This is a genomic window from Amycolatopsis pithecellobii, from assembly GCF_009707865.1.
Classification (GTDB): Bacteria; Actinomycetota; Actinomycetes; order Mycobacteriales; family Pseudonocardiaceae; genus Amycolatopsis_E; species Amycolatopsis_E pithecellobii.
Genome location: NZ_WMBA01000063.1, coordinates 16,571 through 29,571, shown reverse-complemented (window position 1 = coordinate 29,571; position 13,001 = coordinate 16,571). Strand labels below are relative to the sequence as shown.

General features: G+C 68.8%; 15 protein-coding genes. 7 read left to right on the top strand and 8 right to left on the bottom strand.

The window, feature by feature from the left end; genetic code table 11:
• Positions 1–48 precede the first annotated feature (48 nt).
• The 7 genes from GKO32_RS30325 (at position 49) to GKO32_RS30295 (ending at position 5,891) form a co-directional block, all read left to right on the top strand.
• Positions 49–1,638, top strand: coding sequence for an AMP-binding protein (locus GKO32_RS30325; protein ID WP_312868804.1), 1,590 nt, complete (start codon positions 49–51; stop codon positions 1,636–1,638).
• Positions 1,635–2,450 (top strand): ferritin-like domain-containing protein, encoded by an 816-nt coding sequence (locus GKO32_RS30320; RefSeq protein WP_208024592.1) that lies wholly within the window; start codon positions 1,635–1,637, stop codon positions 2,448–2,450. The genes GKO32_RS30325 and GKO32_RS30320 overlap by 4 nt, the downstream gene beginning before the upstream one ends.
• The gene (locus tag GKO32_RS30315; RefSeq protein WP_154760327.1) at positions 2,447–2,866 is read left to right on the top strand and encodes a PaaI family thioesterase; all 420 of its coding nucleotides are present in this window, start codon (positions 2,447–2,449) and stop codon (positions 2,864–2,866) included. The genes GKO32_RS30320 and GKO32_RS30315 overlap by 4 nt, the downstream gene beginning before the upstream one ends.
• Positions 2,863–3,111, top strand: a complete 249-nt coding sequence (locus GKO32_RS30310; RefSeq protein ID WP_154760326.1) for an acyl carrier protein — start codon at positions 2,863–2,865, stop codon at positions 3,109–3,111. The genes GKO32_RS30315 and GKO32_RS30310 overlap by 4 nt, the downstream gene beginning before the upstream one ends.
• Positions 3,108–3,920: an SAM-dependent methyltransferase gene (locus GKO32_RS30305; protein ID WP_154760325.1), complete on the top strand. Its 813-nt coding sequence runs from the start codon at positions 3,108–3,110 to the stop codon at positions 3,918–3,920. Before GKO32_RS30310 ends, GKO32_RS30305 begins: the two co-directional genes overlap by 4 nt.
• A 106-nt stretch (positions 3,921–4,026) precedes the next feature.
• Positions 4,027–4,857, top strand: coding sequence for an acyl-ACP desaturase (locus GKO32_RS30300; RefSeq protein ID WP_154760324.1), 831 nt, complete (start codon positions 4,027–4,029; stop codon positions 4,855–4,857).
• Positions 4,858–4,937: 80 nt separating this feature from the next.
• Positions 4,938–5,891 carry a LysR family transcriptional regulator gene (locus tag GKO32_RS30295; RefSeq protein ID WP_154760323.1) on the top strand — a complete coding sequence of 318 codons (954 nt, stop codon included), beginning with the start codon at positions 4,938–4,940 and terminating at the stop codon, positions 5,889–5,891.
• 31 nt (positions 5,892–5,922) lie between these two features.
• Here GKO32_RS30295 and GKO32_RS30290 read toward each other — a convergent pair whose 3' ends face one another.
• The 8 genes from GKO32_RS30290 to GKO32_RS30255 are packed head-to-tail and all read right to left on the bottom strand — an operon-like array spanning position 5,923 to position 12,986.
• Positions 5,923–6,729: an alpha/beta fold hydrolase gene (locus GKO32_RS30290; RefSeq protein ID WP_154760322.1), complete on the bottom strand. Its 807-nt coding sequence runs from the start codon at positions 6,727–6,729 to the stop codon at positions 5,923–5,925.
• Between the two features lie 2 nt (positions 6,730–6,731).
• A complete protein-coding gene (locus GKO32_RS30285) occupies positions 6,732–7,925 on the bottom strand; it encodes a cytochrome P450 (protein WP_312868803.1) in 1,194 nt (397 codons plus the stop codon).
• 2 nt (positions 7,926–7,927) lie between these two features.
• A complete protein-coding gene (locus tag GKO32_RS30280; RefSeq protein WP_154760347.1) occupies positions 7,928–8,356 on the bottom strand; it encodes a PaaI family thioesterase in 429 nt (142 codons plus the stop codon).
• A 7-nt stretch (positions 8,357–8,363) separates the two neighbouring features.
• Positions 8,364–9,983: a fatty acyl-AMP ligase gene (locus tag GKO32_RS30275; protein WP_154760321.1), complete on the bottom strand. Its 1,620-nt coding sequence runs from the start codon at positions 9,981–9,983 to the stop codon at positions 8,364–8,366.
• Positions 9,984–9,986: 3 nt separating this feature from the next.
• On the bottom strand, positions 9,987–10,679 hold the full coding sequence (locus GKO32_RS30270) for a thioesterase II family protein (RefSeq protein ID WP_208024590.1): 693 nt from the start codon (positions 10,677–10,679) through the stop codon (positions 9,987–9,989).
• Entirely contained in the window at positions 10,676–11,896 is a 1,221-nt protein-coding gene (locus GKO32_RS40300; protein WP_312868802.1) for a cytochrome P450, read from the bottom strand. The genes GKO32_RS30270 and GKO32_RS40300 overlap by 4 nt, the downstream gene beginning before the upstream one ends.
• Positions 11,893–12,729, bottom strand: a complete 837-nt coding sequence (locus GKO32_RS30260) for a class I SAM-dependent methyltransferase (protein ID WP_154760319.1) — start codon at positions 12,727–12,729, stop codon at positions 11,893–11,895. The genes GKO32_RS40300 and GKO32_RS30260 overlap by 4 nt, the downstream gene beginning before the upstream one ends.
• Positions 12,726–12,986: an acyl carrier protein gene (locus GKO32_RS30255; RefSeq protein ID WP_154760318.1), complete on the bottom strand. Its 261-nt coding sequence runs from the start codon at positions 12,984–12,986 to the stop codon at positions 12,726–12,728. The genes GKO32_RS30260 and GKO32_RS30255 overlap by 4 nt, the downstream gene beginning before the upstream one ends.
• Positions 12,987–13,001: the final 15 nt, after the last annotated feature.

Below are 13,001 nucleotides of genomic sequence, written 5' to 3'. Positions count from 1 at the left end.
CGCACGTGCGCCAGATTGGCAGTGCCGGAACTCGATGGGGGTGAGGTCGTGAAGCAGACGGTGCCGGGCCGGTTCGACGAGGCCGCCGATCGCCACCCGGATCAGGTCATTTCGTTGCCGGGCGAGCAGGAAACCCTGACGTACGCGCAACTACGGGACTCGTCGCGGCGGATGGCGGCGGGGCTGGCCGCTGCCGGTGCCGTGATGGGCGACGCGATCGGTGTGCTCGCCCCGAATTCCGCCGCCTTCCTGCAGGGTGTGCTGGCCGCGGGGCGGCTCGGCGCCGCCGCCTGCCCGCTGCCGTTGCCGATGGGCATGCGTGATCTCGACGGCTACCTGCGCCGTACTCAGGCCATTGTGGACAGAGCGAGGATGACACACCTCGTCACCGTGCCGAAGCTGCACGCGGTGACCGACCGGCTCACCGGCGTGCGGGCCTTCGATGCCGCCGACCTCGCCCGGCACGAACTCGCGCCGTTGCCGGGTGCGACGGAGAACCACACCGCCATCCTCCAGTTCACGTCGGGCAGCACAGCGGCACCGAAGGGTGTGGTGCTGACCCACGCGAACGTGTTGTCCTGCGCGGATTCCATCACCGCGGCGATCAAGATCACCGATGCCGACGCGTGGGGCAGCTGGCTGCCGTTGTTCCACGACATGGGGTTGTTCGGCACGCTCACCGGGCTGTTCAACGGGATTCCGGTCACCGTGTGGTCGCCGGTCACCTTCGTGAAGAGCCCCGCCGGATGGCTGGGCCAGTTCCTGGCCACGGGTGCGACGATCTGCGCGATGCCGAACTTCGGTTACGACTACCTGCTGGCCACCGTGCCGGAAGACCGCGAACTGGACATGGCGCACTGGCGGGTCGCGTTCAACGGCGCCGAGTCCATTTCGGTCCGCTCGCTGCGCGCGTTCATCGATCGCTTCGCGGGCGCCGGTTTCCGTCCGGAGGCGATGACCCCGGCCTACGGCCTCGCCGAGGCGACACTGGTCGCGACCTTGCCGCCGCTGGACCGCGAGCCGGTGTGCGAATGGGTGGACCGCGCCGTGCTCGCCGCCACCGGGAAAGCGCTTCCCCGCGCGGAAGGCCCTGGTGCCCGCGGAATCGTCGGGCTGGGTCACGCGGTGCCGGGGATGTGCGTGCGGATCGGCGGCGGGCGGCCGGACGGCGAAGTCGGGGAGATCGAAGTGACCGGCCCCGCGGTCACCAGCGGCTATCTCGGCCGGCCCGACGGACCCTTCACCCAGGATGGCTGGCTGCGCACCGGCGACCTCGGCTACCTGCGGGACGGGCAGCTGTTCTTCACCGGCCGTAGCAAGGAAATGATCACCGTGCGGGGCGAGAACGTGTACCCGCTCGACGTCGAGGCGATCGCGCAGCTCGTGCCGGGGGTCTACAAAGGACGGTGTGTCGCGTTCGTCGACGACGAGCGGATCATCGTGTGCGCCGAGACCGCGTTGCGCGACGCCGGCGAACGTCAGCGGCTGACCGACGACATCGCCGGCCGCTGCTCGGTCGAGCTCGGACTGTCCGGTTTGGACGTCAAGCTTGTCCCGGCGCGCACCATTCCCCGGACCACCAGCGGCAAGCTCCAGCGGCTCGGCATGCGGGAGCGGTACAAAAGGGAGAGCACATGACCACCGCACCGGACATGGACCAGATGCACAGCCTCGGTGTGTTCCGGCACTACGACCGCAATCACTGGCGGCTGGCCACGGTACCGCTTGAGGAAGTCGACGCGACTCTGGTGAAACCCGAGTACGTCACGCTCGTGAAGAGCGCGGTGATGGGCGAGTCCAACGTGATCGCCGCGGTGCACGGGTTCCTCAACGAGTTCGCCGACGACTACGACTTTTCCGCGTTCGCGGTGATCTGGGGCTACCAGGAGGTGCAGCACCACTACGCGTTCACCTCGTGGCTGCAGGCCGTGGGGGAGAAGGTGGACAACCGTGCGGTCGCCGCGATGCGCGCGCCGTACGACCCGGGCACCACCCCGTCGGCGACGCTCGCCACCAACATCATCTCCGAGCTGACCGTCAACCACGTGTACCGCGCGGTGTCGGCGTGGGTGGACGAGCCGGTGCTCAAGGACCTGCTGCTGCGGGCCAGCCGGGACGAGGCCGGGCACGCGCGGGAATTCCGGCACTTCGCGGCGAAACGGCTCCAGGAGCACCCGGACGAAGTGCCGTCCGTGCTGGAAACGCTGTACTTCTACACCGCGGACGACAAGATCAAGCATCCGGTCGGGGTGTTCAAGGCGGGGCTCGACGAGCTCGCCGAAAGCGAAACCATCGACACCGGGTTCGAGCTGTTCCTCGACACGGTCGCGGACGGGGGAGAACTCGACGCGCTGCAGGGCAAGATCCGCCGCACGTTCGGCTCGCTGACCGGGTTCGACCTGTCCACCAACCGGGCGGTACGCCGCGCGCTGGCGACGGCGCTGACATGACGGTCACGCTGCCCTGGGCCCGGCGGGCGGACCACCACTGCTTCGGCTGCGCACCCGGCAACCCGCGCGGGCTCGCGCTCGAGTTCGAAGAGGACGGCGACCGCCTGCGCACCGAGTTCACTGTGGACAGACACTACGAGTCCTATCCGGGTGTGGTGCACGGCGGGATCCTCGCGCTCATCTGCGACGAGACGATGGGCAACCTGGTCGTGCTGCGGCTCGGCGTGGCCGCACTGACCACGTCGATGCGCACCCGCTATGTGGGCGTGGTGCGGATCGGTACCCGGTACCGCTGCGTCGCGCACGCCCAGTTCACCGAGGGACTGGTGCGGGCGAGCGCCGAAGTCCTCGACCCGGACGGCGCCCTCGTCGGCGCCGCGACTGCCAACTACCACGTAACAAGGAGCCTGGGATGACCCGGTTGAGCAAGCCGTTGGCCACCACCGTCACCGAGATCGTCGCCGCCGAGCTGGGCCGCCCGCCCGAGACCCTTCGCGGTGACACCGATCTGCGCGCCGTCGAGGGCGCCGACTCGATCAAGGTGCTGCGGATGATCGCGAAGATCGAGCAGACCTACGGCGTCGAATTGGAGGACGACGACATCTTCGGGCTCACCACGATCGACGAAGTCGTCGCGGTCGTCAGCAAGGCGATGGGATGACCGCCGCCACCAACCAGCACTACGACCTCGACCCGGAGCTGTTCGCCGGGTTCCTCGACCCGCTGCGCAAGTATTCGGCGGGCCTGTTCGAGGCCGACGTCACGACGCTGGAACAGGCGCAGCGGCGCAAACTTTCGTTCGTGGCGGGGCAGTTGCAGCTGCTGGGTGGTGAGCGGCTGCTCGACGTCGGCTGCGGCTGGGGATCGTTGCTGCTGTTCATGGCGGCCGAATACGGCTGCCGCACGGTGGGGATCAGCCCGGCGGCGCGGCAGCACGAGTACATCGCGTCGCGCGTCGGCGAGCTGGGCCTGCGCAAACTGGTGCGGACCGAGGTCACGTCGTTCGAGGCATATGAGCCGCAGCCGCGGGCCTTCGACGCGGTGACGATGCTCGGGTCGGTCGTGCATATGCCGGATCTGCCCGCGGTGTTCGCGAAGATCCGCCGCGCGCTGCGTCACGGTGGGCGGCTGTATCTGTCGGAGAGCTGTTTCCGTAACGCGGCGATCCGGGAGGGATTCGACACCCGGCCGGGCACCGAGTTCGTGCGCAACGGCATCTTCGGCAACGGCGAGCTGCGGCCGCTGTCGGAACTGGTGGCGGGCGCGGAATCGGCGGGTTTCTCCATCCGCGCGGTGCATGACCTCACCAATGACTACCGCCGCACGATCGACCGGTGGATCGAGAACCTGCACGCCCTGCCGGACTCGCCCCAGCGGGCCGATCTGCTGCACTACCTGGAAATCGCCAACGCCGGCTGGGGTTACACCACCAAGCACTACGCCCTGGTCTGCGCAAAGACCCGTTACTGATCCGACCGAAAGCAGGCGGATACGGTCCGCAGCCGATCTGGCTGTAGCCACCCGTTTCCGCCGTGGCTGCCGTCGGATCGGTAACGAACGACACAGTGGAGTGGCCATGAACGTCCTTCCCGCGCAGGACATGGCGGACGCGGTCGGAAAGTACTTCGCCACCGCGGCACAAGCCAGGGCCTGGACCGTCGAGACCACATTGGACTGGACGCGCGCCGACGCCGGGCGGTTGACCGAGGGGCAGCTTTCCGCGGTCGAGTTCATCACCGTCATCGAGGACCATCTGCCCGGGTACTTCTCGCTCTACACCGAGAACTTCCCGGTGGACGCCTCGGTCGAGCCGTGGCTGTACGAGCACAACCGTGAGCTGTACCACTTCACCGTCCGCTGGGCGGCCGAAGAGGACACGCACGCCCGCGCACTGGCGAGGTACCAGGTCGCGTCCGGGATGCGGGACGAGGCGGGGGTCCGTGAGCGGCTGATCGAACCGGGGCAGGCGCAATTCGAGTTGCCCTTCGACCACCCCGTCCAGTTCTTCGCCTACGCGCTCGTCCAGGAGAAGGCCACCCAGATCTACTACCAGCAGCTGCGGGCCGTCGCCGGGGATCCGGTGCTGGCCGAAGTGCTGACCAGGCTCTCCCGCGACGAGGCCCGTCATTTCACGTTCATGGCGGACGTGGTCTCGGCGTACCTGCGGGTGCACGGCGACGCGGTGCTGGACCCGATCCGCGCGGTCATCGCGGAGTTCCGGATGCCGCTGGCCGGCGCGATCCGTGGCTACTGGCGGTGGGCGCTCAAGATCGCCGACACCGCGCGTTATGACCACACCGACGCCTACGAGCATCTGATCAACGTGATGAACCGGGCGGTGGACACGCCCAGTGAACGCCTCGGTGAACTGGTCAGGTTCGTCGGCGCTTGCCGCACCATTGCCTAAATTTCCCCCTCCCGCTGCCCGATGATTCACCGGGTGTTCTCCGGCGTGCACCAGGCTGGAGGTGATCCGGGAGGTCGGGCATGGAGTTCAGACATCTGGTCTCATTCCTCGCCATTGCCGAGGAACTGCACTTCGGCAGGGCGGCGGCGCGGCTGCACCTGACGCAGCCGTCGCTGAGTCAGCAGTTGCAGCGGCTGGAACGCACGCTCGGGGTGGAGCTCGTCGCGCGCACGTCACACGAGGTGCGGCTGACGTCGGCGGGCCGCGCGTTCGAGGTCGAGGCGCGTGCGATCGTGTCGCAAGTGGACAAAGCGGCACAATGCGCGCGGGAGGCGGCGGCCGGGCGCACCGGCACCGTGCGCGTCGGCTACAACTTCCCCGCGGGGCAGCACATCCTGCCCATGACGCTGGCGAAGATGCACGCCGAGTTCCCCGACGTGATGGTGCGGCTGGAGGAGAAGCGCACCGGTCCGCAGCTGCAGGCGCTCGCCGACGGCGAGCTGGACATCGCGCTCGTCTACGGCCGCCCCGTCACCAGCGACTTCCAGTACCGGCGGCTGCTGCGGCTGCCGATGGTCGCGGTCGTCGGGCAGGGCCACAAATGGGCGGGGCGACCGGGCGTTCCGTTCGCCGAGCTGGCGCACCAGCCGTGCATCCTGTTCGCCCGTGAGCAGTCCCCGGCGATGTACGACGCGATCCTGTCGGCAGCCGAGCGCACCGGGATCCGGCTCAACGTCGCGAATGTGGTGGACGATCCGGGCGCCACCGGCATCCTCGTGTCGGTCAAGCCACTGGTCGGGTTCGCCTCCGCCTCCCGCGGCATGTTCGCGGGCGCGGCGGCCGGGGGAGTGCGGCCGGTGCCGGTGCCGCTGTATCAACCGGTGCCGATGGTGGACCTCTACGTCGTGTGGCGCGAGGGCGAGCCGACCCGGCTGCAGACCTCGTTCCTCGACTGCCTCGAAGCGGTGGGGCCGTTCGATGTGCCGGCGCTGACGCGGTTCGAGCGGGCCGGAACGCAGGCCAAGACGGCGTAATCACTGTGTAGCCGGCTTGGTCACGAACACCTCAGCAGGCGCCCGCGAGGAACTTTTCGAGCAGCGCAGTGATGGCCTCGGGTTGTTCGAGGGTGCTGGTGTGGCCGCAGTCGGGCACGATCCGCAACTGTGCCCCGCTGACCGCGGCGGCGATCCGCTCCGACTCGGGTGGCGGCGTGGCCTTGTCGTCGGCGCCGACCACGACGAGCGTCGGCACCCTGATCGCGGCCAGCTCGCCGGTGATCGGTTGCCGGCAGGCGACGCCGAGGACGGCCCGGCGCACGGCGCCACGGTCGACGCGGCAGATCCGGCGTACCCATTCGTCCACAATGGCCTGTCCGGCGGGGTCGGCGAGGAACACCGGTCCGAACAGCAGCGGTTTCACCTGGGGCAGCACGGTTTTGATACCGGCAAGCTGCTGGATGCGCGCGAGCAGCTTCTGCCGCCGGGCCTTCCGCGGGCCCTCGGCCGTGGCGCTGGTGTCGAGGAGCGTGAGCGAGCGCAGCAGCTCACCGTGGCGGGCGGCGAGCCGCTGCCCGACGAACCCGCCCATCGACAGTCCCACCCAGTGCACCGGCGCGAGGTCCAGTTTTTCGATGAGCGCCACCGCGTCGGCGGTCAGGGTGTCCATGTCGTACCCGGCTGGGGCGGGCGGGCTCGCGCCCTGCCCGCGCCAGTCGATCGTCACGCACCGGTAGCGCTCGCGCAGCGCGGCGATCTGCGGGTGGAACATCCAGCCGCTGAACAGCAGGCCATGTCCGAAAAGGACGGTCGGCGCGTCGTGGGGGCCGGTGTCGGTGTAGGCGATTCTCGCGCCGTTCACGTCGATGGTCGGCATGCTCACCTCACTGTCACGGAAAGGGTCTCGACGCCGCGTACGTTGATGCGGCCGTTCCAGCGGACGTCGTCGAGGACGGGTGCACGGAAGCGCTGGGCGAAGCGCCCGAAGGCGATCCGCGCTTCGAGCCGGGCGAGTGGCGCGCCGACACAGTGATGTGCCCCGGCGCCGAACGACACGTTCCGGTGCGCGTCCGGCCGGTCGAGGCGTAGCTGATCGGCGTCCTCGCCCCAGTACCGCGGATCCCGGTTGGCCGCGCCGAGGCAGGCCACCACCCAGGTACCGGGTGGGATCACTTTTCCCTGCGCGGCAAGGGGTTCGGTGGTGATCCGGCGCATCAGGTGCACCGGGGTGTCGTAACGGACCAGCTCCTCGACCGCGTTGGTGCTGAGTTCGGGCCGGGTGCGCAGCGCCTGCAGCTGGTCCGGATTCCGCAGCAGGGCAAGGATTCCGCCCGCGATCAGGTTCGCCGTGGTCTCATGGCCCGCGACGTAGAGAAAGCCGATCTGCGCCACCAGTTCCGCTTCGCTGAGCACGTCACCGTCGTCCTCGGCGGCGATGAGGGCGGTGAACACGTCGTTGCCCGGATGTCCGCGTTTCCAGGCGACCAGGTCCCCGATCATGGCCGTCAGCTCGGCGCTCGCGGCCCGGATCTCGGCCTGGACTCCCGGCGCCGCCAGCGGTTCGAGGCCGCGGGCCAGGGTGCCGGTCAGCTCCCGCAGCCGCCGGTGTTCCACCTCCGGCAGGCCGAGCAGTTGCGAAATCACCGAGAATGGCAAGGGAAAAGCCAGTTCGGTGACCAGATCCGCGCGCCCGGCCTCGGCGATCCGGTCGAGCGCCGCGTCGACAAGGCCGGTCACCCGCGGTTCGAGCTCCGCGACGGCGCGCCGGGTGAAAGCCTTGCCGACGAGCCGGCGCAGGCGCGTGTGGTCCGGCGGGTCCTGGTCCACAAGGGACAGTCCGCGCAGCATCCGGTTCTCCTTGCCCAGCTCGGCGGAGTCGCTCTTCCAGCTGGGCAGGGTGGTCAGGTTCCGCTCGTCCACCGAGTGTGCGGAACGCTGCAGCTTCGACACATCGTCGTAACGGGACAGGAGCCAGAAGCCCAGCGGATGCTCGCAGGCGGGCTCCGTTTCACGCAGCTTCGCGTACCCCGGATACGGGTCCTCCGCGAAATCCTCGGCGAATGGGTCGAACACGGTCAGCTCCCCGGAACCTTGAGATTGCGCATGGTCACCAATGCCGTGGCGCACAGGTTCTCTTCGGCGTCATGGACATCCGCCGCGGCGACGGTGGTGGTCCGGCCCGCCCGGATGATGCGTCCGCGCGCGATGATCCGTTCTCCCTTGGCAGGGGCGAGAAGTTTCACCGTGTAGTCGACGGTCATGTTCACCCAGCCCGGCGGGAGCACGGTGCCGGCGGCCGAACCGGCGGCGAAGTCGGCGAGCGAGCCGAGCACCCCGGCCTGGAAATAGCCGTCGTGCTGGGTCAGTTCTTCGCGGTAGGGCTGGATGATCTCCGCTTCGCCCGGAACGATCCGGCCGAACGAGAAACCGAGGTGTTTCGCGGCGGGCATGCTCAGCACGACACCGGTGACCACCTGCGCGAAGTCCGGGTTGGGGGCTTCCATCACGAGGTTACACGCTCCTTCGCAGTTCCCCGGCCAGATAACGGTTTCTGGCCGCGGCTCGCATGATCTTGCCGCTACTGGTCTTCGGCAGTTCGCCGTGCCGCGCCAGCACGACGTCGCCGAGCGAGAGTTCGTGCTCGGCCAGCACGGCGGCCCGGATCGCGCCGGTCACCTCCGCGTATTCGAGTTCGTGCCGCCGTTCCCGGTGGATTTCGGCGATCACCACGACGTTCTCCTTGTCCGGCACGGTGAACGCGGCGCAGGCCCCCGGTCGCAGCGCGGGATGTGCCGCCTCCGTCGTCTGCTCGATGTCCTGCGGGTAGTGGTTGCGGCCCCGGATGATCACCAGGTCCTTGAGCCGCCCCACCACGTACAGCTCATCGCCGTCGAACACGCCGAGGTCGCCGGTGCGCAGGAACGTCCGCCCGGTTGCGTCCGCGACGAAGGTCTCGTCATCGGGACGTTTCCAGTAGCCCTGCGCGATGTTCGCCCCGGCGACCCAGATTTCGCCGACCTCGCGCGGCCCGCACGGCCGCCGCGTTTCCGGATCCACGATCCGGACGTCCTCGCCGGGCAGGACGGTGCCCGAGCCGGCGAGCTCCTTTCCACCGGGTACCAGCCTCCCGTGGCCAAGGGCTTCGGGGTCCACAGTGGACGTCCGCGGGCCGCGGCCCTTCCGGCTGCCGGTGACGATGAGCGTCGCCTCCGCGAGCCCGTAGCAGGGATAGAACGCTTCCTCGCGAAACCCGAAGGGGGCGAAGGTTTCGGTGAAGCGTCGCAGGGTGTCCGGCCGGATCGGTTCGGCGCCGTTGAACGCGACCCGCCAGCAGGACAGGTCCAGGTCGAGCCGTTTCCCGCGGGCGGCGTGCGCGACACAGGCGTCGAACGCGAAATTGGGGCCACCGCTCGTGTGGGCCCGGTACCGCGAGATCAGATCGAGCCACCGCAGGGGGCGGCGGATGAAGGTGGCCGGGGACATCAGGATCGCGCTTGCGCCGGCGTACAACGGTTGCAGCACGTTGCCGATCAGGCCCTGGTCGTGGAAGAACGGCGCCCAGCCGACCACGGTCGAGTGCTCGTCGTGGCCGAACCCGCGGGAGATCATTTCCTGGTTCGCGGCGAGGTTCCCGTGCGAGACCATGACCCCCTTCGGGGCGGCCGTGGAACCCGACGTGTACTGCAGGAACGCCAGGGAATCCGGGGTGAGCGGGCGCGGCTCGAACTGCGTGCCCGGGAGCAGATCCACGTCGATCCGAACCAGACCGTCTATTGTGGACCTCATTGCCGAAATAGTGAGCACTGCGGAAGGCTCGCAGTCGGCGATGATGTGCCGGGTGGCGTGCTGGACCCGGTTGCGGCGCGGCGGGTTCACCGGCACGGCGGTCACCTGGGCGTACAGGCAGCCGAAGTAGGCCACGATGAAGTCCAGGCATTGCGGGAAAACCAGCAGCGCCCGGTCACCCGGTGCGCAGTCCCGCGCGAGCCGCGCCGCCACCGCGAGTGCGCGCGTGTGCAGCTCGCCGTAGGTCAGCCGCGCGGTCTCGTCACCGTTTTCGTTGACGAAGACGTACGCGCACCGGTCCGGATCGGCGTCGGCGCGGCCGCGCAGCATGTCGGGCAGCAACATGGCTCACTCCAGCGCTTCACGGATGATCGTCACGATGGCCGCGCGATGGTCCTGGTGGAAGAAGTGCCCGCCGGAAAAGGAATGCGACGTGAACTCACCGGCCGTCTCCGCCGACCACGCCTCGGCATCCGCACGCGCCACGATCGGATCCTCCGTGCCGTGGAACACCGTGATCGGGCAGTCCAGCGGTGGTGCGACGCGGTAGTCGTACTCTTCGGACACGGTCAGGTCCGCTTTGATGAGCGGGAGGGCGTACCGCTGGAACGCGGTGTGCCCGATCCCGCCGAGCCCACGGGTTTCCAGTGCGGCGGCGAATTCGTCGTCCGGCAGCCGGTGAATCGGCGTGCCGCGGGCCGGCAGCCGCGGGGCTCGGCGGCCCGAGACGAACAGCTGCACCGAGTCGAGCGCTCGCGCGAGTTCGAACGCGATCAGCGCGCCCATGCTGTGTCCATAAAGGGCGATCGGTGCGTCCAGTTTCGCCACCTGCGGCACCAGTTCGTCGAGAAGCCCGGCCAGGCTCCGCTGCGGAGGAAGCCCGGCGGCGTCCTCGCGGCCCGGCAGCTGCACCCGCACGGGCGCGATTCCGGGTGGGAACAGGGGCAGCCAGCGGGTGAACGAAGTCGCTCCGGCGCCGGCATGTGGCAAACAGACCAACCGCACCGCGGCCGTCGACGGTTCCTGCCGTAACCAGGTCATCCGGCACTCCGCACCGTGACGGGGAGGCTGCGCAGTCCCCGCACGATGAAGCTGTGGTCCTGCCATTCGAACTCGTCCGTGCGGGACTCGATGGTCTCGGTGCGCCGCAGCAGGCAGGCAAGCACGGTGCGGGCCTGTAGTTCGGCGAGCATCCCGCCGAGGCAGCCGTGCATGCCGTAGCCGAACGCGAGATGCCCGTGCGCGGTACGCGTGATGTCGAACTCGTCCGGCCGGTCGAACACGTCGAAATCGCGGTTCGCCCCGCCGAGACACAGCAACACCTGCTCACCCTCGGGAATCCGGGTGCCGCCGATTTCGACTTCCCGCGTGGTGAGGCGCTTGGTCAGCTGCAGTGGGCTGTCGTACCGCAACGCCTCGTCCACTGTGGACCCCACCAGTTCCGGGTTCGTCCGCAACAGCGCGAGCTGGTCCGGATTCCGCAGCAGGGCCAGCAGGGCGTTGCCGATGAGTGACTTGGTGGTTTCGTTCCCCGCGACGAAGCACATGATGCACACGAACACCAGTTCCTCGTCGCTGAGCCGGTCACCACCGGCGGTGCGCGCGGTGAGCAGCCTGCTGATCAGATCACCGCCCGGCCGTGACCGCCGCTCGTCGACGACTTCTTCCAGTGCCTGCACGAAGTTCTCGACGACCTCGCACACGTGGGTGAAGTCGTCACCGCGCATCAGGCCGGGTTCGAGCAGGAACCGGATGTCATGCGTCCAGCCGGCGACGTTGTCCCGCAAGCCGGCCGGCAACGCCATCCACTCGCACAGCACCGTGACCGGAAGGGGCGCGGCGAGGTCGGAGATGACGTCGATTTCCGTGCCGGCGCAAGCCTTTTCGACCAGCCGGCCGGCGATCTCGTGCACCAGCGGCCGGAGCGCGGCCACGGCCGGGCCGGTGAACACCCGGTTCACCAGGCCGCGCAGTCGCGCGTGATCGGGATTGTCGGTGAACACCAGTGACTTGCGGCCGAGGCGTTCGATGCGGGCCACGTTCTCACCCGACACCCGGCCGGCCTGCTTGCTGACCTGCCGCGGGATGAGGTCCGCGCTGAACGTGCGGTCCCGCAGCACGGCCCGCACGTCGGCGTGCCGGGTGAGCACCCACATGCCCAAGGTCCGGTGCACCGGCTGGGTTTCCCGCAACCGCCGGTACTGCGGATACGGATCGCGGCGGAACTCGGCACTGAACGGGTTGAACCTGACCCTCACCGCGACCACCGCGTCGGATACGGCCGGAACACCAGGCGGTACAGGCAGATCTTGCCCATCCGGAAGCCGACCGCGGACAGCTTGAGGTACCGCTCGTACCGCTCGACGACCTCGGGGCCGACCAGCGCGACGGCTTCGGCGCGGCGGGCCCGCAACCGCCGCGCCCACTGCTCACAGGTCCACGCGTACTCCAGCCTGCCGTTGTGTCCGGAGTGGACCTCGAGCACTCCCTGGGCGGCCGCGGTGATCTCGGCCAGTGTCGGCAGGTCGGCGTCGGGAAAGATCTCCTCCTGCATGAACCGGCTCGCGTCCTCGCGTGCCATGTTCGCGTAGGCGATCGTCTGTAGTGACAAGGCGCCGTCGGCACTCAGCCAGTCCCGGCAGCGGGTGAAGAAATCGCGGTACACGCCGATCTTCTCCGCCGGCGACTGCCCCGGCCGGGCGAAATGCTCGAAGGCGCCGATGGAGATGATCCCGCCGAACCGCGCGTCCGGTTCGTACTCCGTCCAGCTCTCGACGCGAACCTCCGCATCGGGGTAGGTGCGCGAGACGTGGGCCGCCTGCTCCACGCTGAGCGTGAGGCCCACGCCCCGGCACGTTCCGGGCAGCCGGGCGAGAATCGCGCCCCAGCCGCAACCGATGTCGAGCACACTGTCCACTTCGGACGCATGGACGGCGTCGAGGTGGTGGCGCAGCTTGCGTTCCTGCGCCTCGTGCAAGGTGTCGTCCCCTCGTGGCATCGCGCACGAGTAGGTCAGCGAATCGTCCAGCCACAGCCGGAAGAAGTCGTTGCCGACATCGTAGTGATGCCGGATCGCGGCGGCGCCGGTCATGGTGCCACGCGCTGCCGCAGCTGCTCGTGCAGGTAGGCCGCGACCGCGTTCAGGTTCGGGTTCTCGAACAGCGTCTCGGGGGAAAGGTCGACGTCATAGCGCTCTTCGACCTCCATCAACAGCGAGACCGCGAGCGCGGAGTCGATGCCCAGCTTGTCGAAATCCGTGTCCAGCCCGAGGGAGGACGCCGGCACCTCGAGCAGCTCGGCCACGTACTCCTGGCACCACCGGGCGATGGCTTCCTGACTGGTGTCCATTGTGGTCATTTCCTT

What these genes read in the sequence shown, in the direction of transcription:
- GKO32_RS30320 (WP_208024592.1), top strand. Translation starts at nt 1,635, where the DNA reads ATGACCACCGCACCGGACATGGACCAGATGCACAGCCTCGGTGTGTTC.
- GKO32_RS30315 (WP_154760327.1), top strand. Translation starts at nt 2,447, where the DNA reads ATGACGGTCACGCTGCCCTGGGCCCGGCGGGCGGACCACCACTGCTTC.
- GKO32_RS30310 (WP_154760326.1), top strand. Translation starts at nt 2,863, where the DNA reads ATGACCCGGTTGAGCAAGCCGTTGGCCACCACCGTCACCGAGATCGTC.
- GKO32_RS30305 (WP_154760325.1), top strand. Translation starts at nt 3,108, where the DNA reads ATGACCGCCGCCACCAACCAGCACTACGACCTCGACCCGGAGCTGTTC.
- GKO32_RS30300 (WP_154760324.1), top strand. Translation starts at nt 4,027, where the DNA reads ATGAACGTCCTTCCCGCGCAGGACATGGCGGACGCGGTCGGAAAGTAC.
- GKO32_RS30295 (WP_154760323.1), top strand. Translation starts at nt 4,938, where the DNA reads ATGGAGTTCAGACATCTGGTCTCATTCCTCGCCATTGCCGAGGAACTG.
- GKO32_RS30290 (WP_154760322.1), bottom strand. Translation starts at nt 6,729, where the DNA reads ATGCCGACCATCGACGTGAACGGCGCGAGAATCGCCTACACCGACACC.
- GKO32_RS30280 (WP_154760347.1), bottom strand. Translation starts at nt 8,356, where the DNA reads ATGGAAGCCCCCAACCCGGACTTCGCGCAGGTGGTCACCGGTGTCGTG.
- GKO32_RS30275 (WP_154760321.1), bottom strand. Translation starts at nt 9,983, where the DNA reads ATGTTGCTGCCCGACATGCTGCGCGGCCGCGCCGACGCCGATCCGGAC.
- GKO32_RS30270 (WP_208024590.1), bottom strand. Translation starts at nt 10,679, where the DNA reads ATGACCTGGTTACGGCAGGAACCGTCGACGGCCGCGGTGCGGTTGGTC.
- GKO32_RS30260 (WP_154760319.1), bottom strand. Translation starts at nt 12,729, where the DNA reads ATGACCGGCGCCGCCGCGATCCGGCATCACTACGATGTCGGCAACGAC.
- GKO32_RS30255 (WP_154760318.1), bottom strand. Translation starts at nt 12,986, where the DNA reads ATGGACACCAGTCAGGAAGCCATCGCCCGGTGGTGCCAGGAGTACGTG.